The organism is Ancylobacter vacuolatus, from assembly GCF_030813595.1.
In the GTDB taxonomy this organism is placed as follows: Bacteria; Pseudomonadota; Alphaproteobacteria; order Rhizobiales; family Xanthobacteraceae; genus Ancylobacter; species Ancylobacter vacuolatus.
In genome coordinates, this window is the sequence record NZ_JAUSUH010000004.1 from 293,949 (window position 1) to 317,958 (window position 24,010).

A 24,010-nucleotide genomic window follows, 5' to 3' on the forward strand; every position below is an offset into this window, starting at 1 on the left:
TCAGCGCGCCCCCATGATGCGCTCGAACGGGATCACGAGGCTGGCGAGGCGGAAAATGAAGAACACGCAGGCCAGCAGCACCACGCTGATCGAGGAGGCCGCGCCCCATTCGTTGTAGACCTCGATGTTGCGCGAGACCAGCATGGAGACCATGTAGGTCCGCCCGCCGCCGAGCAGCTCCGGCGTGATGTAGAAACCGAGCGTCAGCACGAAGACCAGAACCATGCCGGCGACCACGCCAGGCAGGGAGAGCGGCAGGAACACGCGCAGGAACACGTGCAGCGGCGTACCGCCGAGGCTTGAGCCCGCCATGGTCAGTTCGGGCGGGATCTTCTGCATGGTGGCGTAGAGCGGCAGCACCATGAAGGGCAGCAGGATGTGCACGGTCGCGACGATGGTGCCGAACTCGTTGTTGACCAGCGTGAGCGGGGCGTCGATGAGCCCCAGTTCGGTCAGCGCGGTGTTCACCAGGCCGCGCCGCTGCAGCAGGATCAGCCAAGCATAGGCGCGCACGAGAACGCTGGTCCAGAACGGCAGCACCACCATCGCCAGAATGAAAAGGCTCCAGCGCCGGGAGGTCCCCGCCGCCACATAGGCAACGGGATAGCCGAGGATGAGAGCCGCGGCCGTCACGATGAAGGCCATGCGGAAGGTCTGCAGGAAGGTCATCCAGTAGACGTCGTCGGTCAGAAACCGGGCGTAGTGCGCCAGGGTGAAACCGCCATCCTGCCGAACCGATTGCCAGGCCAGCCAGCAGAGCGGCACGATCAGGAGACCTCCCACCACGGCGAGCGCCGGCGCCAGCAGCAGCAGAACCAGGCGTCGCTCGCGCCGCTGATGGGCGAGCGACGAGTTGACCGACGACATCGACATGGAAGCCTCCTCGCTCGCAGCCGTCGCTCACTTCTGGATGAAGGATGCCCAGCGCTTCTGCGCCTCCTCGCCCGCCGGCGAGCTCCACCACGCCACCGAGATCAACACCTGCTTGGCCGCATTCTCCGGCGAGCTCGGCATCTGCGCGGCGCGCTCGGGTGAGATCTTGCCCGTCTTGTACGCGGCGGGGTTGCCCGGGCCGTAATCGATATAGGCCGGGAAGTTCGCCTGGATGTCCGCCGAGATCGCCGCGTTCAGGAACTTGTAGGAGGTGTCCAGATTGGGCGCGCCCTTGAGGATGCAGAGCGAGGTTTCCTGAAGGAATCCCTGATTGAAGGTGTAGCCGATCGGCGCGCCTTCCTTGATCACCGCGGTGACGCGGCCGTTCCACGCCATCTCCATGTCGATCTCGCCATCGGCGAGGAGTTGCGCCGACTGGGCGCCGGACGTCCACCACACGGTGACATGGGGTTTCAACTCCTCCAGCTTTCTGAAGGCCCGGTCGACATCGAGCGGGTAGAGCTTGTCGGCCGGCACCCCGTCCGCCAGCAGCGCGGCCTCCAGCGTCGCCATCGGATGGCTGCGCAGTGCCCGCGTGCCCGGGAATTTCTTCACGTCCCAGAAATCGGCCCAGCTCTTCGGCCCGTTCTCGCCGTACTTCTGCTTATTGAAAGCAAGGACCGACGAATAGAACTCATAGGGAACCGAATGTTCCGTTTTGTAGTCGGCGGGAATTTCAGCGGCATTGGGCAGCCGGGAGAAGTCGAGCTTCTCGATCATGCCCTGCTCGCCGCCGCGAATGCAGTCCTTGGTCGGCGTGTCGATCACGTCCCAGATCGGCTTGCCGGTCGCGGTCTGTGTCTTCAGCACCGGCCAGGCGTCAGGCGAGGAGTCCTGGTTGATGGTGATGCCGAGCAGTTTGGCGACCGGATCGAGGATGGCCTTGGTCTGGGCCTCCTGATAGGCGCCGCCCTGGGAGACGAAGGTGATCTGTTCGGCCGAAGCGGCCGCGGCCGACAGCAGCAGAGCCGCCGTTATCGCAGGGATCGAGAGTGTCACGCGCATTCCGATTCTCCTCTGGTCATTTTTATCGGCCGCTGTCTCAGACGAGCGATGGTCGCGGCGCGTCATCGCCCTATGGCGTCGAGGAACTGGTACCAGCCCGCGACCAGGCGGACGGCGGGTTCGCGCAGTCCGTAGAGGGGGATGTGAGGAAGCGGCTGCCGCGTCAGCAGGCCGAGATCGGGCGAGCCGCCAGTGACCAGCGCGGCGACATGGCGGCCGATTCCGGAGGCGAGGGCCACGCCGGTGCCGTTGTAGCCAACCGAATAGACGACGCGGTCGTCGAGCCGCCCGAGATGCGGCAGGCTGTCCAGCGTCATGGCGACCAGCCCCGACCAGCGATGTGTCACCCTCACCGAGGCGAGCTGCGGGAACTGGCGCACCATGGCCTTTTCCAGCGCCGCGAAGGCCGACGCGCTGTCGCTCTTGCCGAAGGCGCCGCGCCCGCCATAGAGCAGGCGATCGCCCGATTTTCGGAACCAGCGCATCATGCGCCGCGTCTCGGTGTAGCTGCGCCCGCTCGCCAGCAGCCCTGCTCCCGGAGTGCCCGCCAGCGGTTCGGTCGCGATCATCGCCGAACGGAACGGGATGATCGACGTCCGCACGCTCGCGGTTGCCGGTGTCAGGTCGGAATAGGAATTGGTGGCGATGACGAGCTGGCGCGCGGTGATCCGTCCGGTTGGCGTCTCCACAACGACGCCGACTCCCTCGCGCCTGACGCCGATGACGGTCGTGTTCTCATGGATGACGATCCCCAAGGCCTTGAGCCCAGCGGCCATTCCCAGCACGAAGTTGAGCGGATGGATGACACCGCCATGGGTGTTCAGCATGCCGCCGGTGAAACCATGAGAGCCGGTCTCGGCCGCCACCTCCCCGGCACTCAGGATCGAGACCCCGGTGTCGCCCAGTGCCTCGCGCATCCATGTGGCTTCGCTCCTGAGCCCCTCGAATGTGTGCGCATTATGGGCGCAGCGCAGCGAACCCGACGGGCGGTAATCGGCGCCCGCTATGCCGAGCTCCTCGACCAGCTGGCCGACATGGTCGACCGCCTCCAGCCCGAGAGCGTGCATGCGCCGCGCCGTGTCGAGGCCATGGCGCGCTGCGATATCCTTGAAGCCGACGCGGAACTTGCCGGACACCACGCCACCATTGCGCCCGCTGGCACCCCAGCCGATGCGGTTGGCCTCGATGACCACTGGCGAGAGCCCCGCCTTGACGAGATAGCGCGCGGTGCACAGCCCGGTATAGCCGCCGCCGATGATGGCGACGTCGAAGGACTGGTCGCCCGACAGACTCCCGAACTCCGGCCGTGCGACTGAGGTTGCCCGCCAGAGGGAGTCGATGTCGACCGAGGAGGTTGGGAGAACCATGACCTTCATGCTCGACATCAGGCGGCCGCACGAGCGTCGGCGCGTTCCGCATCAACCGCATCGGCAAGCTGCTTGAGCGAGGAGAAGTGCAAGTCTGGCGTGGTGAGCACCTTGGGATCGGGCGTGCCGCCGAAGCCCTTCTGACCCTGGCGACGCTCGATCCAGCAGGTGGTGTAACCCTCGGCCTTGGAGACGCCGATGTCGTGGTACTGGCTCTGCGCGACATGCAGGATCTCGCACTGCTGGAAGCCGAGCGCGGACTGCCGGCCCTTGTTAAAGGCGAAGAAGCGGGGATCCGGCTTGGCGCATCCGGTCTCGTCGCAGGTGACGCTGTCATGGAACGGATTGCCGAGCGTGGCGGAATAGGCGGAGAAAGCGGTGCGGTCCGCATTGGTCATGGCGACGAGGCGGAAGTTGTTCCGCAGCCGGCGCAGAGCCTCGACGGAATCGGCGAAGGCCGGCCAGCGCAGCACCGCGAGCTGGAAGGCCTCGGCGGTGGCATCGTCGTTCCTGAAGCCGCATTCATTGGCGAGCGACAGGTAGACGTCCTTCATGGCGAAGGAGGAGCGCCCATAAAACTTGTCGCGGCCGCGCTTGTAGGGCTCGAAGATTTCGTCGTCGCTGGCTGCCGCCGCCTTCGGCCCGCCCAGCGCGCGCACCGCGCTCAGGACACCCGCCTCGAAATCGATCAGCGTGCCGACCACGTCGAACGTCATGACCTTGAAATCGGTGAACTTCATTTTCTGCGTTCCTCTTGGCAGGTATCGGTAATTCGGGTCAGCGGACGTTCGGCACCACGATGGTGTCATCCGGGTGGATAGCGACGGCGATGCGCTCGCCCGGCGCCTTGATCTGCGAACGGCCCTGGTGATTGCTCGGCACCCGGAGGCTGAGCCGTGCCCCACGGTCGAGCTCCAGGAAGATGCGGATGCTCTCGCCCTGGTAGAGCGTCTCGGTCACAAGGCCGCTTAGCACGTTCGCCATTCCCGGCATGGCGTCCGCGACGATGGTGAGCTTCTCGGAATGGACAGCGAGGAACAGTTCGGCGTCGGCCGGCACCGGGCGCGCGGAGATGAGGGGCGTGCCGTCGAGATCGACCGAGCGGTCATCGATGCGCCGCACCGGCAGAAGCGTCGCCTCGCCGATAAAGCCGGCGACAAAGGCATCCGCTGGATGGTCGTGCAGGCGCTCCGGCGTATCGACCTGGATCAGCTGCCCCTTGTTCATGACCGCGACGCGATCGCTCATGGTGAGCGCCTCGCGCTGGTCGTGGGTCACATAGATCATCGTCGCCGCCAGCTTGCGGTGCAGGTGCTTGAGTTCGATCTGCATGGTCTCGCGCAGCTGCTTGTCCAGCGCGGAGAGCGGCTCGTCCATCAGGATCAGGCGCGGCTCGAAGATCATGGCGCGGGCGAGTGCCACGCGCTGGCGCTGGCCGCCGGACAGCTCGTGGATCTTGCGCTCGCCGAAGCCGCCGAGCTCGACCATGTCGAGCGCGGATTTGAGCCTGGCCGGCCATTCGGACTTCGGCATGCGCCGCGCCCGCAGGGGGAAGGTCACGTTCTCCGCGACGTTCATGTGCGGGAACAGCGCGTAGTTCTGGAACACGATACCGATGTCGCGCTTGTGCGGCGGCTCGAAGGTGATATCGCGCTCGCCGAGGAAGATCGAGCCGGCGGTCGGCTGGACGAAGCCGCCGAGAATGCCGAGCAAGGTGGTCTTGCCCGAGCCGGACGGCCCCAGTATCGAGACGAATTCCCCCGGCGCAACGTCGAGATTGATCACGTCCAGCGCGCGGAAGCTTCCATAGAACTTCGAAGCGGCCCGGATTGAGACCCCTACCGTGTTGCGAGATATCGTACTCGACATGCTGTCTCGCTTTATCATCCAGGAAAACACGACGCTTCACGCAGGCCATCGGCCGGCACAAAGACACACTTCGGCCACGTGACCTTTTTGCCCATTCTGCGGGTGGCAATACTGGTCCCGATCTTCGGCCCATGGGCCGCAGGCACCGCCACTTCGCACACGGTTCGTTCTTCCCGGCGCGTCGGGTTTACCCTTCACGGTCCACGGCGTCGGCCAGTTCCACCAGGCTCGCATAATGGAAATCGGGCCGGGTCACGACGCTCGGCGCCGGCGAGCCGCCAAAGCCTCGCTTGCCCATTCGCCGCTCGATCCAGGCCGTGCGATAGCCGAGCTGCCTGGCAACGCCGATATCGTGGTACTGACTCTGCGCAACGTGGAGATAGTCTTCCAGCTTGTAGCCCTGCGGACTCTGGCGACCCCTTGTGTAAGCGAAGAACTGAGGGTCCGGCTTGCAGGTCCCGACATCCTCGGCTGTCACCGTGTCGTCGAAGGGCTGCTGCATCGTCTGCATGAAATGACCCAGCGCCCAATTGTCCGAATTGGTCATCGCGACAATGCGATAACGCTTCCGCAGCCGCTTCAGCGCATCGACCGTATCTGGGAAGGCCGGCCAGGCCGGAATGGACTCTCGGAAGCCCTCCACCGTGGCCTTGTCCGCGGGAAGCCCCAGTTCTGCGGCCATGGCCTGATAGGCCGGCGCCATCATCAGCGGGAAGGGTAAGCCGGGCGTCCGGTCGTGCTCGAAACCTTCCGCCTTTCCATAGCTCAGCAGGATCACCTCGTCGTCGAGCTGCACTCCCGCCCGCTGGGCGATCGGACGGACATATTCGAGTATGCCGGCCTCGAAATCGATCAGTGTGCCGACAACGTCGAAGGTGAGAATTTTGAAGTCGCTGAGGTTCATCGGATGCCTGCCCGGTTTGGGAACACAAGCGAACGCTAGCCGGCTTGTCAGAATGACAGAAATGATATGTTATCATTCTCATCATCGAATTTTGTCATGGCCTGCGATATGCGTCTCGATATCGACTCTCTGCGCGCTTTCAAGACCGTTCTGGAACTGGGGGGTGTCACGCGTGCCGCTCACAAGCTGAACCTGACCCAGTCGGCCGTCAGCCATAAGCTGACCCGGCTCGAGGAACGCATCGGCCGTCCTATTCTGCTTAAAGGCAGCAGTGGTTTCGTTCCGACTTCTGATGGGCGGAGCCTTCTGTCCTATGCCGAACGTCTGATTGCCCTGCATGATGAGGCGGCAGCGCACTTCCAATCGTCTGAACTGGCCGGCGAGGTCCGGCTGGGCACGACCGAGGATGCCGCCTGCGAATGGATGGCGGCCGTGCTGGGTCGCTTCAGAAGGCTGCACCCCCGTGTCTCGTTGAGCATTCGCGTGGCGCAAAGCCTCGTCCTGGAGCAATGGCTCCGGGCGGGAGATCTGGATCTTGCGATGATGCAGATATTTGCTCATGAGAAGGAACCGAATGACCTGGAATTATGGAGAGAAGACCTGATTTGGGTGCAGTCTATCGACCACCCTTTCACGTTAGAAAATAATATTCCGTTCGTTTCTTTCGATAAAAATTGCTTCTACCGCCGCGCAGCCCAAGATGCACTGGCGGAAACCGGGCGACACCTCAACATCGTCCTGGAGTGCCCGAGCTGCGATGGCGTGACAGCCGGGGTGCGCCATGGATTGGGCGTGGGCGTGATAAGCCGTCGGCAGCTAAGGCCCGGCCTGATGGAGATCCAAGGCGACCTTCCTGTCTTTCCCCAGATCTGCCACATCGCCCGCTCGAGCAATGCGTTGCCGGCAGATATTGAGAAGACGCTGATGGAAGCCGTCTCCGAGAAGATGATCGGTGATCGATAGGCTGCAGTCGCACGACGCCGACGCAGCCAGATCGACCGAGAATTGACGATGCTGTCCCCCGGCCCGACCCCGGGGCCGATGTTACGACCAATCTCCTCGCCATAAAATCCCCTCCGGAAAGGAGGAGCGTTACATTGCATACCGACAAGCCATGCCATCGCGTCGGCGGCCCGACGGGTGCGCACCAAGGCCTAAGCGCGACCGTGCTATTCCAAGACCTTTAGTTCTTCTGGGCTCGAAACCAGCTTTCCATGGCGGAAGGAAACCAATGATCGACGCCGCATTCAATTGAAAAAATATCCGAACAAAGTTACATAATGTAATGCGCAAACTTCGCCTCGCCCTGCCGTCGATGAATGGCTTCTTCACGTTCGAGGCGGCGGCCCGCTGCGGCAACTTCGCCCGCGCCGCCGAGGAACTCAACGTGACGCCGGCCGCCGTGAGCCGGATGATGGGCCGGCTGGAGGACCATCTCGGCATCATCCTGTTCGACCGCACGCCCGGCGGGGTGACGCTGACTGAGGCCGGGCGGATCCTCTATGAGGCCGTCTCGCGCGGCTTCTCGGGCTTCGAGCATGCCCTGCGCGAGATCGAGGACCGCAAGACGGGCGTTCAGACCGTCACCCTGTCGGTCTCGACCGGCTTCACGACACACTGGATCATGCCGCACATGGCGGAGATCAAGCGGGCCTTCCCTTCGCTCGAACTGCGTTTCCAGCTCATCATGTCGGCGCTGTCCGGGCCGGTATCGGATGTCGACCTCGGCATGCGCTTTGTCGACGGCCCGGACGAACGGCATGAGGCAAACTACATCATGCCGGAGATTCTGGTGCCGATCTGCAGCCCCGGATACCGCGAAAGGCAGCAGCATTCGCCGTCCGATGCGGCGACGGAGAGCTTGATCAATTTCGGCGACGCGCAGCCCGACTGGTCGCAGGTGTTCTTCCCCGGCGACCCCGGCGCGGCGACCAATTCAATGATCTTCTCCGACTATGCGATCGTCGTGCAGGCGGCGATGCTGGGTCAGGGCGTCGCGCTCGGCTGGCTCAACGTCATCTGCCACTGGCTGCGGACCAGGGCGCTTGTCCCGGCAAGCCCCGGCATCAAGGTCACGGGTCGGCACTGCCAGTTCGTGCGCTCGCGCGACAAGCCGCTGCGACCGATCGTGGCCGATCTGCGCGACTGGATCATTACGCGGCTCGGCGAGGATGTCAGGCAGGTCGCCCAGCTCTATCCGGAGCTTCAGCTCGAAACGGTGCTGGAACGCAGCCGCGGGTAAGCACTCGATCGCTGTGGCTGTGCCGGAAAGTTTTGATCACCAGAACCAAATTTCGGCATCAGTTGAATAGCTCGCGCGACTTGCGATGCAGCGGCTGCGGGAGATCTGGCTCGGCAAACCGGCTGACGCGGCCCTGGCTGACGCCAGCGTGGAATCGACGCTGGCCGCCATGGGCCGCGACTACTGGCCCTGTGGCTTCACGGCCGCGCGCACCGAGCTTGCCGCCGCCTGCCGCGAGTCCAGCGAGCAGCTCCTCGCCATCAAGATGGCCTCGCCGGTCTTCACCACCCCCATCGTCCAGAGCACGCACTCGGTGATCGACCAGGTCACACCGACCGCCAGCTTCGCCCAATCGGAGTTGGTCTTGCTGCGACATTCCCCGGCCGCCGCCGGTTCTCGCACTGGTGCTGGCGCCGATGCTGGAGATGTCGCTGCGCCAGTCGCTGCTGCTTTCCTTCGGCAGCCTGTCGATCTTCGTCGAGCGCCCGATCTCCGCCGTACTTCTGATGGTGGTTCTGCTCTCCCTCGCGCTGCCCTTCTTCGGCGCGCTGAAGCGGTCCCGGGCCAGTTCCTGACGGCACAGCCTGTCCAGCCGGGGCAAGGCGTATGCTGCTGTCTGGTCTCAGGCCGTTTCAAGCCGGGCGAGGTGGAGCTTCACGCCGCTCTTCTCAGCCACCCTGGCGAGATCGCCGACCGGCGCCGCCTCGGTGACGAGCAGGTCGATGTCGCGGAGCGAGCCCAGCCGCACCAGCCCGCGACGGCCAAACTTGCTGCTGTCAATGGCCAGGATCACCCGCCCGGCCTGCATCATGGCGGCACGCACGGCGGCGACTTCGGCATAATCGTCATCGCCGATATCGCCATCCTCGTCGATGCCGCTCACCGAGATGACCACGAAATCGAACTTGAACGCCTGAATGAACTCGGCCGAAGTCTGGCTGAACACGCCGCCATCCACCTGCCGCACGAAACCGCCCGGCACGGCGATGGTGAAGTCCGTGCAGTCGCTCAGGGTCGACGCGACGCGCAGGCTGTAGGTCACGATGCGCAGCGCCTTGTGGTCGATGAGCGCGCGGGCGACGGCCTCGCAGGTGGTGCCGGTATCGAGGAAGACAGAGGCGTTGTCGGGCACAATGCGGGCGATGGCGGCGCCGATGGCGTCCTTCGCCTGCGCATTGGCGATGCGGCGCTGGCGATAGACGGTCGGATCGATCGGCGTCGAGGCCACCGCGCCGCCATGCAACCGGCGCACCTTGCCCTCCAGTTCGAGCGCGACGATGTCCCGCCGCGCGGTCTGGGTCGTCACCGAGAAACGGCTCGCGATCTCCTCGATCGAAATGTAGCGGTGCTGTTCGAGGTGCTGCACCAGAAAGGCGCGGCGACGCGCCTTCTTGCCCTCATCATCCCGCTCGTCGTCGCGCATCTGCATGTGGGTTCTCGAAAGCACAGCGTCAAAATAGCCAGCGACCCATGCGGCGCCGGTTCAGCGCCGCATGGGTCGAGACGGCTCATTGCCGGCCGGGACCTCACGTCCCGGCCGGCAGATTATGAGTACGGAACGCCGGCGCGTCAGAACCTGACGCTCAGCGTGCCCGTAAGCCCATTATCGCTCTGTCCCGAGCCGAACTGCCCATCATAGCCAACACTGATGGTAGCATATTCCGTAGCGGCAAACTCGATGCGTGCACCGATCACGGCAACATTTTCGGCGATCGGCGCACCGGCAACCGAGAACACGTTGCCGCCGGCAAAGGCGAGCGAGGCGTCGGGGGTGATATCGCCGGAGGCATATTGCCAGCCCACCGTTCCGTGCAGTGTGGTCTGCGTGCCGCCGAGGTCGAAGCGGGTGGAGGCGCGCAGACCGAGCGTGGTGAAGAAGGTGTCGAGGCCGTCGCTAGCCCCGCCAAGCGCAGTAACGCCGCCCTGCTCAGCGAACGAGTCGTTGCTGAAGTGGACATAGGCAAGGTTTACGAAGGGTTCGAGCATACCCTTCTCGTGCTCGAACCGATAGCCCAGTTCGCCGAAAGCCTGGGTGGTTGCGGCATCATAATCGGCCGTCAGCCGCTCGCTGATGGTGGGAATGTTGACCTGGCGCGTGCTGTCGATGCTGTGCCAGGTGTAGGCGGCGCCGAGGCGCACGCCGACCGGGCCGGCCTGCGTCCCGGCATAGACGCCGAAATGAACATTGTCGCTGTTGGCGCTCGCGGCGAGATCGTCCAAGCTGACGGAGGTCTGGCTGTAGCCTGCCAGCATGCCCACGCGCCAGTTACCGGGCAGGCCGGCATCGAGGCCGCCAAGAACGCCGCCCGTGTTGCTGGAGAGTCCGGAGGCGTTGCCGTCCCCATCGACGTCGGTCCACGCGCCGAAGCCGCGCATCCACATTGCGACTTCCTTGGTGTCCGCCGCCACCGGGCGGGGTGCCTTGGTGTCGAGGCCGACCACCGTCATGTCGGAGAGAAGCGTCTCACCGCCCGAGGCGAGCAGGCGGTCATTCATCGCGTCGCGAACGAACCGGCTGTTGCTGACCATCACGCCGGCGGTGGAAGCATGAAGCTCGCCGCCAATCTGGGTGAAGATGGAGCGCGCTGTCGCCGCATCCTGCATGACGATGGCGTTGTAGAGCGCATTGCCATAGCCGAGGCTTTCGGCGCCGCGCGCCGCCGCCTGCTGGTTGCTGGTGTAGCCGACCTTGTCGAAGGCGGTGTCGTTGCGCGCCAGGGTGAGCTGGATCTGCGTGCTTCCATAGCTCAGTGTGGGGTCGAGGAAGGCAAGGCTGGAGGTGACGTCGTCGAATGTCCCCTCGACCCCCCCGGCCGAGGTAAGAATGGTGTAGGCCGTTTCCGGGAGGTAGTTGCCGCCGGCGGCGATGCCGATCACGCTGCCGCCCTCAATGGTGGTGGCGCCGGTAACGGCGATGAGGTCGCTTTTCCCCTCGGCATTCACCTCGACTTCATAGCGGGAACCCGCCGCGAAGCTGAGATTACCCGCCACGTTGAGGGTACCGATGGACTGGCCGGGGGCGATCGCGCCGCCGGAGGCGATGCGCAGATTGCCCACCGTGCCGGTGCCGGCCAGCGCAGCGCCGTCGAACACCGTGGTCAGCGCCGAGGTGGCGATCGAGCCATTGACCACCAGCAGGCCCTCTTCGACCCTGGTCTCGCCAGTATAGGTATTCTGGCCGAACAGCCCCAGCGTGCCCTCGCCGAGCTTGGTCAGGGCGCCGGTGCCGGAGACGGCGCGGGCAATGGCCACCGCATTTTCCGCCTCATCGACGTCGATGCCGCCACCGCCGGCTTCCAGCACCAGCGAGCGGTCGAGCAGCGCCATGTCGGTGCCGGCGATGCGCAGCGTGCCATTGTCGAGATGCAGGCTGGCCGCCGAGGTGCCGAGCGCGGCGTCCTCGTCGACGATGACCGTCCCGCCATCGGTGATCAGCGTCTCGCCGATGAAGCTGTGGTCATCGATGCAATAGTCGACAATAGCCTGCTGCAGGCGCGGATCGGTGCTCTTGCAGTCGAGCAGGGTCTTCTTTTCCTCCAGCGTCAGGCCGGTGAGGATGGGATTGCCGTTCTCGTCGGAAATCTGCCCGAGATAGACATCAGTCCGCATATTGTTGCGGGTGAGGTAGAATTCCTTGTTCTTCTCCTCGAACACCGTTGCGTCGGAACCCCACACCAGGCGGGTCTTCTCGACTTCCTTGCTGTCGACCGTCTCCTTATAGGTCTCCAGCGCCGGGCCGATCCATTTCAGCGTGTGGGCGACCGGCTCGTGGTCGGCAAGCGGGGCGCTGCCATCATTGGTGAAGCCGACATCGTCGAGCACGCCGGTATAGGCGTCATTGGGATCGTCGACGATGGTGTACCACTTGCCGAAGGGGCGGGAGACCATGAAATGGTCGATCGTCACCCGGTCCCAGCTGGTCCATGTATTGGTGTCGTCTTCGCCGGCCGAGGGCCAGGTCGTGGTGCCGTCACCCAGTCCGTGCGGGGCGAAGGGTTCCCGCTCCGCCGGGGTGGTGAGCAGCATATACTGCTTCTTGAGCACGTTCATCGTCACCGGCGTGTTCGACGCCACCGGATAGGTCTCGTCCTCGAAGGTGACGCCGTTCTTTGCCATATCCTTGGCGATGATCTGTTCCCACTGCCGCCAGCTCATCTGTGAAATACTGGAGATGCCGGGGAACTCGGAGCGATGGGCGTCGAAATAGGACTGGATCACGTTGCGGTAGTGGGCCGTGCCGTTGCCGTCGACCACCTTCATCGAGGCGGCATAGGCCTCGTAATCCGCCGCCTTGCCTTCCGGGGTGTATTCCTTCGCCAGCTGCTTCCACAGCGCCGAGGAGCCGCCGTCGATGATCGTGCGGGCGAAGAGATAGGATTGCTGCTCCGCGCCGTGGAGACCTCGCTCGGAGACGTCGCCTGCGTTGAAGTCGCCGACGAGAATGATCGGCGCATCCGAACTGGCCGCCCAGCTGTTGAAACCCTTCACCTCGTTGAGGCGCGCATTGGACTCGTCGTAATAGTTCAAGTGGACGGAACCGATGATGGTCTGCGGCACGCCGTTCTGCGCGTCGATCTTCTGGTAGGCGATCGCGTCGCCTAGCGTGCTCGCGCCGAACGTGCCGGACAGCCGGCTCACCACGCTGACATCGCTGATCTGGGTGCCGGTATAGGTGCCGAGCCCGGCATCGCCCAGCATCTGGGTCAGGCCCGGAATGTACTTGGTGTTGGCGCGCGATTCCTGCAGAGCGATGACGTCGTAATTGCCGTTGATGAAGAAGTCCGACGTGACACTCAGGTTGGAGGCGTACTGATCGTTCCAGGTGTTCAGCGTCAGGATACGGAGCGTTCCATCTTCCGCATGACCGGCGGCGGTGCCGAGCACCGTCATCGCGGCACCGCAAAGAAGCCGCGACGTCATCGCGGCAAGGCTGAAGTCACGTCGATGGCGGGTCTTCCTGATAGTCATCGTGCAGTCCCCATGCGCCCGGAATTGCCGCAGCCTGGCCCGGGAGCGGCGATGGCTCCGGGATTCAGGTCGGCGTTGATCGAGGACTGTTGCTTTGGCAGATCAATATGTCACTTAGATAACATTTTCAGCAACACACCACCGGGCTGGAGGTGCCTTGGCACCTTTGCAACGTAAGCGGGCGGCACTGACCCGCCTAGGCGACGGCCGATGGAGCAGCGTGCGGGACTTGGGACACGCGGTCACGCGGCGAGAGACGAGCCGCACCCAGCGACAGCATTGCCTTATATCTATGATTTTTATGCCATTTTCGTTCACGGCCCCCTCGTGCACGCCAAGGCGTGCGACGAAATGCGAATGTGGGCCACCGCTCGGCACCGCTTTTCCCGAGCCCCTCGCCTCGCCCGCAGGCAAGCGCGCCGGCAGGTCGGATCACCCCAGGGCGCGCAGGCTCTCTGGTCGGCGGATCGGGCGTCGAGGCGAGGGCGGCCGCGCAACAGCGGTCAATAAATGTCGTAAAACGGACATTTTGACATTCTCCGCTGAACGGGAAAACGCCTTTGTTCCTCCGCGCGTCATTCCGTCGGCGCAGCCGAAGCCGCGCCGTCGTTCCACGGGCAAAAAAAGGGAACAGGGGTAAACACCCCTGCCCCCTCAGATTCGTCGCCCCCCTTGGGGCTGGCCGGATGCGGCCTGCGCCGCTTGGCTCACCAGCGGTGATGGCGATCCCGGCCAATGAGATAGCCTACCACCACCCCCGCCAACGCCGCCGTGACCATGCCGGGAAGCACGTCGATCCGGTTGGCAACAGCCGCGTTGCCGGCGGCGTAGAGCCCCGAAGCGCGGTCGGCGGCATCGCTGACCCCCTCCCGCACCGCTTCGGTCGCGGCAGAAACGTTACGGCCCGTCTCGCGCATCAGCGCATCAGCACTGGAAGGAAGATTCTCGTTGATCTTGTTGGCGTCGACCATCGGTATGCTCCTGACATTGACTGCCGGAACAACGCCCGCTGCCCGTTAGCGTTCCCACCGAGAGGCGCCGTCAGCCGGCCCGGATGACGAAGGGGCTGACGAATTGCTCCTCGCAATCCTCGGTCGTGCCGGCCTGCCAAGACTGCACGAAGAACCGCCCCGCCCCGCCGAGCCCGATGATCGGCGTGTGCCAGACGCCGCGCCGGTAGACCACGCCGCCCCCACCGGGAAAGTGGAAGGCTTGCAGCGTGGCAAGGTCGGGGAGCCCCTGACCATCATCGAGGCAGACGGCTAGGGCGAAGTCGTCCGAATGCATGGCGACGATGGCCTGCTGCGAAAAGGCATGGCGCTCCAGCAGCCGCACCACCAGCGGCAGCGCCTGGGGTGCCGTCTCGAACACCGAGGCAATGAGTCGGCTTCCCGGCCGTGTATCCGCGTCGATCCGCGCAATGTCGTAGCGCAGCGCGGTGCCGGCGTTAACGTGCAACGGGTCGGCGGCACCGGCGCTGACGAGATGGCCATAGGGGCGAAAAAGGGCTGTGGTGGCCGGCAGCAGTCGCGCCTCCAGCCGGCCCCCAATATCCGTGTTCTCGCTCAAGCACGCCTCATTACCTCGGACACCTGCGCTCGCCCGGCAAGTGCGTCAATCGAACATTCGGGGCCAGCGAAGCGACCAAAATTTCAACTGGTCAGACCGGCTCCAACGGTGCCATCCTCGCAGCGAGTAACGGAATTTAGTCAGATGCGTAAAGCGGTGCAAGGCACCGGCGAAAACGGTGGTCCGACCGATTCAACAGGCAAGCGGCGGCGCCAGCCGCCCCCCCCCACGGCAGCCCAGTTCGCCGTGAGCGCGCTGCAGAAGCTGATCGAGGACCGCAAGCTCGGGCCGGGCGCGCCCCTGCCGCCGCAGTGCGGCCTGGCGCGGGAGTTCAACATCAGCCGCGCCACGCTGCGCGAGGCGCTGAAGGACAATGTGCAGGCCTTCCGCGCCGCCGCCCATGCGCAAGACTTCGCCGCTTTCGCGCAGATCGATTTCGAGTTCCACAAGCTGATCATGCGCTTCTCGCGCAACCGGCTGCTGGCCGACATGCACGACACATTCGGCCGCGTTCTGCTGGAAAGCTCGCGGCTGCCGGTGCGGCGTGACAAGCTGTGGGACCCGGTGATGGAACATGAGCGCGTCGTCGAGGCGCTCACCATGGGCGACCCGGAAGGCGCCGGCTACTATATGCGCCGCCATCTCAGCCGCACGGTGGACCGCGCGGGCATCACCATGACCAAATTCGTCTGAGCTTTGGGCGCCGCGGCCCCCACCGTGGCAGGAACAGCGAAAGGAACGCGCATGGCCAAGGAAATCTTCGTGTCCTACGGCATTGACGTCGACGCGGTAGCGGGCTGGCTCGGCTCCTATGGCGGCGAGGACAGCCCCTGCGACATTTCCCGTGGCGCCTTCGCCGGCAAGGTCGGCAGCCTGCGCCTGCTGCGGCTGTTCGAGAAATGGGGCATCAAGACCACCTGGTTCATTCCCGGCCATTCCATCGAGAGCTTCCGGGCGGAAATGCAGGCGGTCGCCGATGCCGGCCACGAAATCGGCATGCACGGCTACAGCCACGAGAACCCCATCGCCATGACCCCCGAGCAGGAGGAGGCGATCTTCGACAAATGCGTCGAGCTCATCACCCAGCTCGCTGGCAAGCCCCCGCGCGGCTATGTGGCGCCGTGGTGGGAATTCGGCTCGAAGACCAACGAGTTGCTGAAGCAGAAGGGCATCAAGTACGACCACTCGCTGATGCACAACGACCATCACCCCTATTACGTGACCGTCGGCGACAGCTGGACCAAGATCGACTATTCGCAGCACCCCTCGACCTGGATGAAGCCCTATGTGCAGGGCGAGGAAACCGACCTGATCGAGATCCCCGCCTCCTGGCACCTCGACGACCTGCCGCCGATGATGTTCATCAAGGCGGCGCCCAACAGCCATGGCTTCGTCTCGCCGCGCGACATCGAGGACACCTGGCGCGACCAGTTCGACTGGGTCTACGAAAATTACGACTACGCCGTCTTTCCCATCACCATCCACCCCGACGTGTCCGGCCGCCCGCATGTGCTGAAGATGCACGAGCGGCTGTTCGACTACATCAAGGGCCATGAGGGCGTGAAATTCGTCACCATGGAAGAGATCGCCGACGATTTCGCCCGGCGCTATCCGCGCAGCGGCGCCGCTCGGCCCACGCCCTGAGGCACGGCGATGTGCGGGCTTTGCGGCGCCTTCGCCGGCAGCGACCACTGGACCGCCGGCACCTCGACCGGCGGCAGCGTCACGCCGACGGCGGAGCGCCGCGCCCACGCCGCCTGCGCCAACGAGGTGTTGCGACTCTATGGGCTGCGGCTCGACGAGTGGGCGGGCCGCTTCACCCTGCGCTCGCGCACCGGGCGCATGACGGTGGTCGAGCATCTCGGGGCCCTGTGGCCGGAGGCGGAAAAGCTCGCCGGCCAGCCCTGCGATCCGCTCGACCCGGCCGTGATCGAGCGGATCGAACGTAGCCGATGAACGTGCCGGAAGGTCCCGCCCGCAAGCTGCCGGTGCATGTCCTCACCGGCTTTCTCGGCGCGGGAAAAACCTCGCTGCTGCGCCGGCTGCTCGCCTCGCCGGCGCTGGCCGACACCGCCGTGCTGATCAACGAATTCGGCGAGGTGGGGCTTGATCATCTTCTGGTCGAGGCGGTGGACGAGGACATCGTGCTGCTGAAAAGCGGCTGCGTCTGCTGCACGGTGCGAACCGACCTGAAGGAAGGCCTCGTCAATCTGATGGAGCGCCGCCGGCACGGCACGCTGCCGCCCTTCGCGCGGGTGGTATTGGAGACCACCGGCATCGCCGATCCCGGCCCGATCGTCGCCACGCTGACCGCCGACCCGATGCTGCGCCACCAGTTCCGACTCGGCGGGATCGTCACCGTCGTCGACGTGCCGAACGGCGTGGGCAATCTCGCCTCATTCCCGGAATCGCTGCGGCAGGTGGCGGCGGCGGACCGACTGGTGATCAGCAAAAGCGACCTTGCCTCCGCTGACGAGACCGCCGCGCTGGCCGCGCGCCTCTCGGCCCTCAACCCGAGCGCGGCGCTGGTCACGCTACTCCCGGACGCCGAGCCCGATATCGAGCTGCTGCTCGGCGACCCCGCCGATGAGGCGCACCGGGCCGCCGAGGTGCAGCGCTGGATCGCGGCGGCGGCCGCGCGGGAGGGCGGCTGGCGCTTTCACGGCCATGCGGGGCATGAGCCGGACCGGCATGGCGACATCCGCGCCTTCGTCATTCGCGCCGAGGCGCCGCTGGCCTGGCCGCGCTTCGCGCTCTGGCTGTCCATGCTGCTGAACCGACATGGCGGCGAGATCCTGCGGCTCAAGGGCCTGCTGTCGATCGAGAACGTCGCCGAGCCGGTCGTCATCCAGGGGGTGCAGCACCTCGTCCACGCCCCCGAGCACCTGAAGGCGTGGCCCGAGGGCGCTTCCGGCACGCAGATCGTGATGATCGCGCGCGGGCTCGATCCCGCGCTGGTGCAGCGCTCCTTCGATGCCTTTGTCGGCTCAGGTAAGGCGCAGTAGCGCCCGACCAGCAACCCGCCATCCACCGCGATCACCTGTCCGGTCATGCAGCGCGCCGCTGGCGAGGCAAGGAACAGGATGACGTCGGCGATATCCTCGGGCTCGCCGACGCAGCCAAGCGGGATGAAGTCGGCCGCCTTTTCCAGCCCCTCGGGCCCGAGCGAATGCTCGCGCGAAAGCGGCTGGCGGTGCGGATATAGCCGGGCGCCACGCCGTTGACGGTGATGCCGTCGCGCGCCAGTTCCGCCGCCAGCCCGCGCACCAATTCCACCACGCCGGCCTTGGCGGCGGAATCGTGCACATGCTCGTCCCGGCCATAGGCGACGCTCATGATGGAGGAGAGCGCCACAACTGTCCCGGCCTTGCGCGCCCGCACGCCGGGGGCGGCGGCGCGGGCGAACCGCATGATTGCCTTCAGGTCGACATGATAGTCGGCACGGGCAAAGGCGAAGGAGGTCGGCCGCCTGATGCCGATGCCCGCCCCCCGGTGACGAGGACGACCGGCGCGGCGCTCACGAGACCCCTCCCGCCGGCACGGCATAGGGTGATAGCTCGCGCTTGAGGAACCTGCCATCGCCGGGTGCACCGACGATGCGCCCGTCCTCGGCCATCACCTTGCCGCGCAGCAGCGTCATAACAGGCCAGCCGGTGACGGCCATCCCCTCATAGGGCGTGTAGTCGGCCCCATGGTGCATCAGCTCCTGGCGGATAATTTCCTTGCGGTTCGGGTCCCACAGCACGATGTCGGCGTCGAAGCTGGGGGCGATCGAGCCCTTCTTCGGGTAAAGGCCGTACATTTTGGCGTGGTTGGTCGAGGTCAGCGCGACGAACTCGTTGAGCGTGATGCGCCCTTCCACCACGCCCTTGGAGAACAGGATCTGCATCCGCGTCTCGACGCCGGGAATGCCGTTCGGCACCCAGCGGAAGGAGGTGCGGGCCTTCGGGTTCAGCTTGCCCATCTCGCCCTCATAGAAGAAGGCGCAATGGTCGGACGAGAAGGTCTGGAACACGCCGGTGCGGATGCCTTCCCAGATGGCGTCCCAGCTCGCATGGTCGCGCGGCGGCGGCGAGCAGACATATTTGCCGCCGCTCTCGTCCATGTTGAGGCCCTTCATGTCGTCGGCGGTGAGCGCGACATATTGCGGGCAGGTCTCGCCATAGACCTTGAGGCCCTTCTGCTGCGCCCAGCGGATCTGCTCCATCGGCTCGCGCCCGGAGACATGCACCACCATGATCGGCACATCGGTCAGCTCGGCATGGCTGATGGCACGGTGGGTGGCCTCGCGCTCCACCGATTGCGGGCGGGAGACGCCGTGATAATAGGGCGCGGTCTTGCCGGCGGCCTCCAGCTTCTGGGTCATGAAGCGGATGGCGTCATAGCCCTCGCAATGGACCATGACCAGCGCGCCGCAACCGCGCGCGCAGTCGAACACTTCCAGCAGCTGGCGGTCGTTCAGCACCAGGTCGTCATAGGTCATGAACACCTTGAACGAGGTGTAGCCGTCGCCCACCAGCGCCGACAGTTCCTGCCCCAGCACGCTGGCGGAAGGGTCGGAAATGATGAGGTGGAAGCCGTAGTCGCAATAGCACTTGCCCTCGGCTTCCTTGTGATAGTCCATCACGCTCTGGCGCAGGCTGGCCCCGCGCGGCTGCAGCGCGAAGGGCAGCACCGTGGTGTTGCCGCCCGCAATCGCCGAGCGCGTGCCGCTCTCGAAATCATCCGCCATGGCCGGGCCGCCAAAGGCCGGCTGGGCGAGGTGCACATGGCTGTCGATCCCGCCGGGCATGACCAGCAGCCCGGAAGCGTCGATCACCTTGGCCCCATCGGTCAGGCTCTCGGCCACCGCCACGATGCGCCCGTCGCGGATGCCGACATCGGCGCGCACCGTGTCCGAGGCGGTGACCACTGTGCCACCGCGTATGACCGTATCGAATTCGCTCATGGGCGCCTCGCTGGATGCGTTGGGACAAGAAACGGGATCAAAGCATGATGTCGCCGCCATTGGGCGAAAGCGTCTGGCCAACATAGAAGGCACCCGCCTGCGAGGCGAGCATCAGGATGGCGGGGGCGATCTCCGACACCTGGCCGCAGCGGTCGAGTGGGATCTCGGTGAGCTTGCGCGCGCGCCATTCATCGGTGAGGCCTCCCGGCAGAACCGTCTCGTTGGCGCCGGGGGCGATGGCGTTGACCGTCACCCCGTGCGGCGCGCCCTCATAGGCGAGCGCCCGGGTGAAGCCGACAATGCCGACCTTGGCGGCGCAGCAATGCGCCAGCGCCGGGGCGCCGCGATAGGCGAGCTGCGAGGCACAGTTGATCACCCTTCCATAGCTACGCGCCAGCATGTCGGGGAAGAACTGCCGCGTGACAAGGAAATGCCCGCGCAGATGCACCCCGATCATCCGGCCCCGCCTCCAGATCGAATTGCGGGGCGTAGCCGAGATCGCGGGCAATGGCGGAGATGTCGAAGCGCCGGTGCACCTCGTCCACCGGGTCGGGACCGGGTGCGAGGACGATGTCGGCCTGCGGCAGCACCCGCTTCACCATCTCGCCGATCTCGCCCAGCGTGACATGGGTGCCGCCTGTCGCGGTGCAGACGCGCCGGGCCGGTGCGGGGGCGTCGAGCGCCAGCAGCAGCGCGGCGACCGCATCCTCGACATGGATGCGCGCCAGCTCCAGCATGTTGATGGTACCGACGTCATTCACCTGCACCATGGAATACGGGTTGTCACGCGCCACCATCGGCCCGGAATGGGCGCCGCAATGATCGCCTCAAGCGGATATTGCGCGGCGATGGCATGCAGGCGGTGAATGTCGGTGAGGTCGCATGCGAGGAGCGGCAAACCCTCACGGGCGCGCTCGACCAGATCGATGGCCACGACCTTGCGGCCCTGCCCCTCCAGCGTGCCGCGTACCGCGCAGCATCCGTGTGTAATCCTGCGTGGGGTGGGCGAAGATCGCTTCGGTCTCGCCAAATTCGACGATCTTGCCGTGGCGCATCACCGCGACATTGTGGGCGAGCGAGCGCACCGAGTTGAGGTCGTGGGTGATGAACAGCGCCGACATGCCGATCTCGGCCTGAAGGTCGCGCACTAGGTCGATGATCTGCGCCCGCACCCGGATGTCGAGCGCGGTGGTCGGCTCGTCGAACACCACGAAGTCCGGCCCGGTGGCCAGCGCACGGGCAATGCCGATGCGCTTCTGCTCGCCGGCGGTCAGTTCGTGCGGATAGGCGTCGGCAAGGCTGAGCGGCAGGTGGACCAGATCGAGCAGCTGCCGCACCCGGCGCTCCCGTCCCTTTCCATCGATGCCGGGGGTCGAGCCGCAGCGGCTGGGCGATCAGCGCGCGCACCGGCCAACGCGGGTTCGTCGATCGCCCGCACCACCTCGGTGCCGCCGGCTATGGGGAAGAACTTCTCCAGCCGACGCACGTCGAGCAGCGGCCTTGCATGCGCCGCCTCCGCCCGGCCCTGCATCGTCCCCTCGCTTTGCCCCGTCCTCGGCGTCGGGCGCACCCGCGCCGCATCCAGCAGCGTGCGGCTGTAGTCGTCGCGCGGACCTTGGAGGAAACGGCCGACCTCGCCCAGCTCGACGATGCGCCCGCCCTTCATGATCGCCACGCGGTCGCAGCAATGGGCGATGATGCCGAGGTCATGGGTGATGAGCACCACCCCGGCACCGTGTTCGCGGCAGCGCTTCACCAGGAGATCGAGCACCTGCACCTGAATGGTGGCATCAAGGCCGAGCGTGGTGTCATCGGCCAGAACGATATCGGGATTGGCCACCATCGCCATGGCGATGACCGCGCGCTGGGCCATGCCGCCGGAATGCTCGTGCCGATAGGCCTTGGCCCGGCGCTCGGGATTGACGATGCCGAATTTGGCCAGAAGATCCGCCGCCGCCCACGCCCCCCGGTGGCCGCAGGCGCGATGCGCCCGCATCACCCGGGCGATCTGCCCCCCCACCGTCGCCACCGGGTCGAGCAGCGCCTTGGCGTTGGTGCCGATGAGGGCGATGCGGGCCCCGCGCAGCTTGCCCTGCTCCGCCGCGCTGAGCCCGAGCACCGTGGCGCCGTCGAGCCGGATGTCGCCCTCGACGATGCGCCCGCCCTCGGGCAGCAGGTCGAGCAGGCTGCGCGCCACGGCGGTCAGCGAGATCAGCAGGTTGATGCGGGTGGCGTAGATGACGCGGGCACAGATATCCATGCCCGACACATCGGTGCCGAACCAGTGCGCCAGCGAGGGCGGCTCCAGCGAGGCCAGAGGATCGGCCTCGACAGGCGAATAGGAGGTGAGCCAAGGCGAGAAAAGGATGGCGATGACCTGCAGCGCCAGCAGCGCCAGCCCGACGACCGCGGCGGGATGGCGGCTGAGATAGCGCATGAACTCCGCCCTCATACCCGGATCCTGGGATCGGCAAGTTCGTAGAGAATGTCGACCACGGTGCAGACGACCAGGATGAAGGCAGCGGCCACCAGCACGAAGCCCTGCAGCGCGGGATAGTCGCTGTTCACCACCGCCTGCACCGCATACTGCCCCAGCCCGCCCCAAGCGAAGATCGTCTCCACCAGCACCGCCGCCCCAAGCAGAAAGCCGACCATGAAGCCGACCAGGGTGATGATCGGCGGCAGGCAATTGCGCAGCGCGATCCGGCGGATGGATCGCTCCGGCAGGCCCGAGGCGCGGGCGTGGCGGATGAAATCGCTGCGGTAGACATCGGCAAACACCGTGTTGGTCATCTTCATCAGCGCGCTGGCATTGACGATGGCGAGCGTGAGCACCGGCAGCACGAGGCGGCCGACCGAGGAGAAGAAGGCCTGCGGGTTGCCGGCGATGACGCTGTCGATGGTGTAGAAGCCGGTGACAGTGGGGGGCGGCGTGACGAAGGTGTCGATGCGCCCGAACGTCGCCGCCGCCCAGCCGAGCATTTAAAAGAAGAAGTGGATCAGCAGCAGGCCGATCCAGAAATCCGGGATGGCGCCGGCGGCGAGGCCGTAGATCCGGCTGCCGATATCTACCGCCCCGCCCGGCCGCGCCACCGAGACGATCGCCAGCGTCACGCCGATGAGGATGGTGTGGATCATGGCATAGGTGATCAGCTCCAGCGTCGCCGAGGCGCGTTCCAGAAGGTCGGAAACCACAGGCTGGGAGGTGAAGATCGAGGTGCGGAGATCGCCGTGCAGGGCGTTCCAGACATAGCGCAGGAACTGGTCCCACACCGGCAGGTCTAGCCCCAGCCGATCGCGAAAGGCGGCGATGGTCTCGGGCGTCGCCATGTTGCCCAGCAGCAGCAGCGCCGGATTGCCCGCCAGCAGGCGTACCAGCAGGAACGTCACCATCATCACGCCGAAGAGCTGGGGCAACAGCATGAACAGGCGGCTGGCGACGATTTTCAGCGGGCGGGGAACGATGCCCCAGAACCCGGCGAGGCGGACGGCGACAGTCATGCGGGGGTCGTTCAGGGCTCGTGCGACCTTGGGGGGAGAGGCGCGGCGGGGAGCCCGGCATCTGCCGGGCCCCTCGGGCGAGCGGCGGCGGCTCACTCCTTGTACATGTCGTAGGAAGCGTTGCCGTTCGGGGTGTACCAGGAGTAGCCCTTCACAGTGGCCCGCGTGGCCAGCTGGTAGGCGGGGTTCATCAGGAACACCCAGGGCGCGCCCTCCATGATGATCTGCTGCACCCGCTTCATGTCGACCAGGCGCTTGGCCTCGTCGGTGCTGGTGAGACCGGCATTAATGAGAGCGTCGACCTCTTCGCTCTTGAACGTCGAGTCGTTGATCGCCGAGCCGCTGTTGAGCCAGAGATTGGCGACATAGGCCGCGTCCGGCATGGTCGCCAAGTCGTAGAGGATGCGACCGTCGCCCTTCTTCTGGGCGTAGCCGAGCAGGCGCTCATTGACGTTGCGGCGCACCTCGTGGCCGGCCCGGTGGGCAGGTTTTCCTGGTCGAGCGATCCGGGGTGCCCGGGGCGGCGACCACCAGCGTGGTCTTGGCGTCCTGCGCCTGCGCCGGCAAAGGCGCGGCGAGCAGCGCCGCGAGGAGGCCGGCACCGACGCCGCCGGCCGGCCATTGTCCCTCGAAGAGGTCCAACCACAATTGGAGATTGTTGATGTCGTGCGGCGCGCCTTCAGGTCGCCGGGGCCCCGCCAGGG

26 protein-coding genes are annotated in these 24,010 nt (G+C 65.6%); 7 read left to right on the forward strand and 19 right to left on the reverse strand.

The genetic code is table 11. From position 1 onward, the window contains the following. The 6 genes from J2S76_RS11915 to J2S76_RS11940 all read right to left on the reverse strand — a co-directional run bounded on the left by J2S76_RS11915 (window position 1) and on the right by J2S76_RS11940 (window position 6,078). Window positions 1-873: an ABC transporter permease gene (locus J2S76_RS11915; protein WP_307060663.1), complete on the reverse strand. Its 873-nt coding sequence runs from the start codon at window positions 871-873 to the stop codon at window positions 1-3. A 27-nt stretch (window positions 874-900) separates the two neighbouring features. After that, window positions 901-1,938, reverse strand: coding sequence for an ABC transporter substrate-binding protein (locus J2S76_RS11920; RefSeq protein ID WP_307060664.1), 1,038 nt, complete (start codon window positions 1,936-1,938; stop codon window positions 901-903). Between the two features lie 62 nt (window positions 1,939-2,000). Further along, complete coding sequence (locus tag J2S76_RS11925) at window positions 2,001-3,305, reverse strand: NAD(P)/FAD-dependent oxidoreductase (protein WP_307060771.1); 1,305 nt, start codon at window positions 3,303-3,305, stop codon at window positions 2,001-2,003. 17 nt (window positions 3,306-3,322) lie between these two features. Then, complete coding sequence (locus J2S76_RS11930; protein ID WP_307060665.1) at window positions 3,323-4,045, reverse strand: HAD-IA family hydrolase; 723 nt, start codon at window positions 4,043-4,045, stop codon at window positions 3,323-3,325. A gap of 37 nt (window positions 4,046-4,082) precedes the next feature. Beyond that, window positions 4,083-5,174 (reverse strand): ABC transporter ATP-binding protein, encoded by a 1,092-nt coding sequence (locus J2S76_RS11935; RefSeq protein ID WP_307060666.1) that lies wholly within the window; start codon window positions 5,172-5,174, stop codon window positions 4,083-4,085. Between the two features lie 187 nt (window positions 5,175-5,361). Beyond that, the gene (locus J2S76_RS11940; protein ID WP_307060667.1) at window positions 5,362-6,078 is read right to left on the reverse strand and encodes an HAD-IA family hydrolase; all 717 of its coding nucleotides are present in this window, start codon (window positions 6,076-6,078) and stop codon (window positions 5,362-5,364) included. 96 nt (window positions 6,079-6,174) lie between these two features. Between J2S76_RS11940 and J2S76_RS11945 the strand changes: the two genes are divergently transcribed. From J2S76_RS11945 to J2S76_RS11955, 3 genes are all read left to right on the forward strand, one after another. After that, window positions 6,175-7,041: a LysR family transcriptional regulator gene (locus tag J2S76_RS11945; protein WP_307060668.1), complete on the forward strand. Its 867-nt coding sequence runs from the start codon at window positions 6,175-6,177 to the stop codon at window positions 7,039-7,041. A 322-nt stretch (window positions 7,042-7,363) separates the two neighbouring features. Then, entirely contained in the window at window positions 7,364-8,320 is a 957-nt protein-coding gene (locus J2S76_RS11950) for a LysR family transcriptional regulator (RefSeq protein ID WP_307060669.1), read from the forward strand. A gap of 416 nt (window positions 8,321-8,736) precedes the next feature. After that, a complete protein-coding gene (locus tag J2S76_RS11955; RefSeq protein WP_307060670.1) occupies window positions 8,737-8,895 on the forward strand; it encodes a hypothetical protein in 159 nt (52 codons plus the stop codon). 47 nt (window positions 8,896-8,942) lie between these two features. Here the strand turns inward: J2S76_RS11955 and J2S76_RS11960 are convergent, their stop codons facing one another. The 4 genes from J2S76_RS11960 to J2S76_RS11975 all read right to left on the reverse strand — a co-directional run bounded on the left by J2S76_RS11960 (window position 8,943) and on the right by J2S76_RS11975 (window position 14,857). Beyond that, window positions 8,943-9,749: a DeoR/GlpR family DNA-binding transcription regulator gene (locus J2S76_RS11960; RefSeq protein WP_307060671.1), complete on the reverse strand. Its 807-nt coding sequence runs from the start codon at window positions 9,747-9,749 to the stop codon at window positions 8,943-8,945. 140 nt (window positions 9,750-9,889) lie between these two features. After that, window positions 9,890-13,288: an autotransporter domain-containing protein gene (locus J2S76_RS11965; RefSeq protein WP_307060672.1), complete on the reverse strand. Its 3,399-nt coding sequence runs from the start codon at window positions 13,286-13,288 to the stop codon at window positions 9,890-9,892. Between the two features lie 707 nt (window positions 13,289-13,995). Continuing rightward, window positions 13,996-14,259 carry a hypothetical protein gene (locus J2S76_RS11970; RefSeq protein WP_307060673.1) on the reverse strand — a complete coding sequence of 88 codons (264 nt, stop codon included), beginning with the start codon at window positions 14,257-14,259 and terminating at the stop codon, window positions 13,996-13,998. Window positions 14,260-14,329: 70 nt separating this feature from the next. Then, entirely contained in the window at window positions 14,330-14,857 is a 528-nt protein-coding gene (locus tag J2S76_RS11975) for an ureidoglycolate lyase (RefSeq protein ID WP_307060674.1), read from the reverse strand. A 144-nt stretch (window positions 14,858-15,001) separates the two neighbouring features. On the opposite strand from J2S76_RS11975, the gene J2S76_RS11980 reads away from it, so the two are divergent. The 4 genes from J2S76_RS11980 to J2S76_RS11995 are packed head-to-tail and all read left to right on the forward strand — an operon-like array spanning window position 15,002 to window position 17,862. After that, window positions 15,002-15,550 (forward strand): FadR/GntR family transcriptional regulator, encoded by a 549-nt coding sequence (locus J2S76_RS11980; RefSeq protein ID WP_307060675.1) that lies wholly within the window; start codon window positions 15,002-15,004, stop codon window positions 15,548-15,550. A gap of 51 nt (window positions 15,551-15,601) precedes the next feature. After that, window positions 15,602-16,501, forward strand: coding sequence for a polysaccharide deacetylase family protein (locus J2S76_RS11985; RefSeq protein ID WP_307060676.1), 900 nt, complete (start codon window positions 15,602-15,604; stop codon window positions 16,499-16,501). 9 nt (window positions 16,502-16,510) lie between these two features. Then, complete coding sequence (locus tag J2S76_RS11990) at window positions 16,511-16,813, forward strand: hypothetical protein (protein ID WP_307060677.1); 303 nt, start codon at window positions 16,511-16,513, stop codon at window positions 16,811-16,813. Next, window positions 16,810-17,862, forward strand: a complete 1,053-nt coding sequence (locus J2S76_RS11995; RefSeq protein WP_307060678.1) for a CobW family GTP-binding protein — start codon at window positions 16,810-16,812, stop codon at window positions 17,860-17,862. The genes J2S76_RS11990 and J2S76_RS11995 overlap by 4 nt, the downstream gene beginning before the upstream one ends. A gap of 43 nt (window positions 17,863-17,905) precedes the next feature. On the opposite strand, the gene J2S76_RS12000 is transcribed toward J2S76_RS11995, so the two are convergent. The 9 genes from J2S76_RS12000 to J2S76_RS12040 form a co-directional block, all read right to left on the reverse strand. After that, complete coding sequence (locus J2S76_RS12000; protein ID WP_503128596.1) at window positions 17,906-18,436, reverse strand: SDR family oxidoreductase; 531 nt, start codon at window positions 18,434-18,436, stop codon at window positions 17,906-17,908. Next, a complete protein-coding gene (hydA, locus tag J2S76_RS12005) occupies window positions 18,375-19,805 on the reverse strand; it encodes a dihydropyrimidinase (protein WP_307060679.1) in 1,431 nt (476 codons plus the stop codon). The genes J2S76_RS12000 and hydA overlap by 62 nt, the downstream gene beginning before the upstream one ends. Before the next feature lie 37 nt (window positions 19,806-19,842). Continuing rightward, entirely contained in the window at window positions 19,843-20,262 is a 420-nt protein-coding gene (locus J2S76_RS12010) for an SDR family NAD(P)-dependent oxidoreductase (protein WP_307060680.1), read from the reverse strand. Further along, the gene (locus J2S76_RS12015; RefSeq protein WP_307060681.1) at window positions 20,192-20,599 is read right to left on the reverse strand and encodes a hypothetical protein; all 408 of its coding nucleotides are present in this window, start codon (window positions 20,597-20,599) and stop codon (window positions 20,192-20,194) included. The genes J2S76_RS12010 and J2S76_RS12015 overlap by 71 nt, the downstream gene beginning before the upstream one ends. Before the next feature lie 108 nt (window positions 20,600-20,707). After that, on the reverse strand, window positions 20,708-21,142 hold the full coding sequence (locus tag J2S76_RS12020) for an ATP-binding cassette domain-containing protein (RefSeq protein ID WP_307060682.1): 435 nt from the start codon (window positions 21,140-21,142) through the stop codon (window positions 20,708-20,710). After that, window positions 21,076-22,257: an ATP-binding cassette domain-containing protein gene (locus J2S76_RS12025; protein ID WP_307060683.1), complete on the reverse strand. Its 1,182-nt coding sequence runs from the start codon at window positions 22,255-22,257 to the stop codon at window positions 21,076-21,078. The genes J2S76_RS12020 and J2S76_RS12025 overlap by 67 nt, the downstream gene beginning before the upstream one ends. Further along, window positions 22,254-22,787, reverse strand: a complete 534-nt coding sequence (locus J2S76_RS12030) for an ABC transporter permease (protein WP_307060684.1) — start codon at window positions 22,785-22,787, stop codon at window positions 22,254-22,256. The genes J2S76_RS12025 and J2S76_RS12030 overlap by 4 nt, the downstream gene beginning before the upstream one ends. Next, complete coding sequence (locus J2S76_RS12035; RefSeq protein ID WP_307060685.1) at window positions 22,788-23,306, reverse strand: ABC transporter permease; 519 nt, start codon at window positions 23,304-23,306, stop codon at window positions 22,788-22,790. It abuts the gene before it with no gap. A 92-nt stretch (window positions 23,307-23,398) separates the two neighbouring features. Further along, entirely contained in the window at window positions 23,399-23,770 is a 372-nt protein-coding gene (locus J2S76_RS12040; RefSeq protein WP_307060686.1) for a hypothetical protein, read from the reverse strand. Window positions 23,771-24,010 lie beyond the last annotated feature (240 nt).

Bases quoted from the DNA above. Each gene is read 5' to 3' on its own strand.
- J2S76_RS11915 (WP_307060663.1), bottom strand. From the start codon at position 873: ATGTCGATGTCGTCGGTCAACTCGTCGCTCGCCCATCAGCGGCGCGAG.
- J2S76_RS11920 (WP_307060664.1), bottom strand. From the start codon at position 1,938: ATGCGCGTGACACTCTCGATCCCTGCGATAACGGCGGCTCTGCTGCTG.
- J2S76_RS11925 (WP_307060771.1), bottom strand. From the start codon at position 3,305: ATGGTTCTCCCAACCTCCTCGGTCGACATCGACTCCCTCTGGCGGGCA.
- J2S76_RS11930 (WP_307060665.1), bottom strand. From the start codon at position 4,045: ATGAAGTTCACCGATTTCAAGGTCATGACGTTCGACGTGGTCGGCACG.
- J2S76_RS11935 (WP_307060666.1), bottom strand. From the start codon at position 5,174: ATGTCGAGTACGATATCTCGCAACACGGTAGGGGTCTCAATCCGGGCC.
- J2S76_RS11940 (WP_307060667.1), bottom strand. From the start codon at position 6,078: ATGAACCTCAGCGACTTCAAAATTCTCACCTTCGACGTTGTCGGCACA.
- J2S76_RS11945 (WP_307060668.1), top strand. From the start codon at position 6,175: ATGGCCTGCGATATGCGTCTCGATATCGACTCTCTGCGCGCTTTCAAG.
- J2S76_RS11950 (WP_307060669.1), top strand. From the start codon at position 7,364: ATGCGCAAACTTCGCCTCGCCCTGCCGTCGATGAATGGCTTCTTCACG.
- J2S76_RS11955 (WP_307060670.1), top strand. From the start codon at position 8,737: ATGCTGGAGATGTCGCTGCGCCAGTCGCTGCTGCTTTCCTTCGGCAGC.
- J2S76_RS11960 (WP_307060671.1), bottom strand. From the start codon at position 9,749: ATGCAGATGCGCGACGACGAGCGGGATGATGAGGGCAAGAAGGCGCGT.
- J2S76_RS11965 (WP_307060672.1), bottom strand. From the start codon at position 13,288: ATGACTATCAGGAAGACCCGCCATCGACGTGACTTCAGCCTTGCCGCG.
- J2S76_RS11970 (WP_307060673.1), bottom strand. From the start codon at position 14,259: ATGGTCGACGCCAACAAGATCAACGAGAATCTTCCTTCCAGTGCTGAT.
- J2S76_RS11980 (WP_307060675.1), top strand. From the start codon at position 15,002: ATGCGTAAAGCGGTGCAAGGCACCGGCGAAAACGGTGGTCCGACCGAT.
- J2S76_RS11985 (WP_307060676.1), top strand. From the start codon at position 15,602: ATGGCCAAGGAAATCTTCGTGTCCTACGGCATTGACGTCGACGCGGTA.
- J2S76_RS11990 (WP_307060677.1), top strand. From the start codon at position 16,511: ATGTGCGGGCTTTGCGGCGCCTTCGCCGGCAGCGACCACTGGACCGCC.
- J2S76_RS11995 (WP_307060678.1), top strand. From the start codon at position 16,810: ATGAACGTGCCGGAAGGTCCCGCCCGCAAGCTGCCGGTGCATGTCCTC.
- J2S76_RS12000 (WP_503128596.1), bottom strand. From the start codon at position 18,436: ATGGCAGGTTCCTCAAGCGCGAGCTATCACCCTATGCCGTGCCGGCGG.
- hydA (WP_307060679.1), bottom strand. From the start codon at position 19,805: ATGAGCGAATTCGATACGGTCATACGCGGTGGCACAGTGGTCACCGCC.
- J2S76_RS12010 (WP_307060680.1), bottom strand. From the start codon at position 20,262: ATGATCGGGGTGCATCTGCGCGGGCATTTCCTTGTCACGCGGCAGTTC.
- J2S76_RS12025 (WP_307060683.1), bottom strand. From the start codon at position 22,257: ATGAGGGCGGAGTTCATGCGCTATCTCAGCCGCCATCCCGCCGCGGTC.
- J2S76_RS12030 (WP_307060684.1), bottom strand. From the start codon at position 22,787: ATGCTCGGCTGGGCGGCGGCGACGTTCGGGCGCATCGACACCTTCGTC.
- J2S76_RS12035 (WP_307060685.1), bottom strand. From the start codon at position 23,306: ATGACTGTCGCCGTCCGCCTCGCCGGGTTCTGGGGCATCGTTCCCCGC.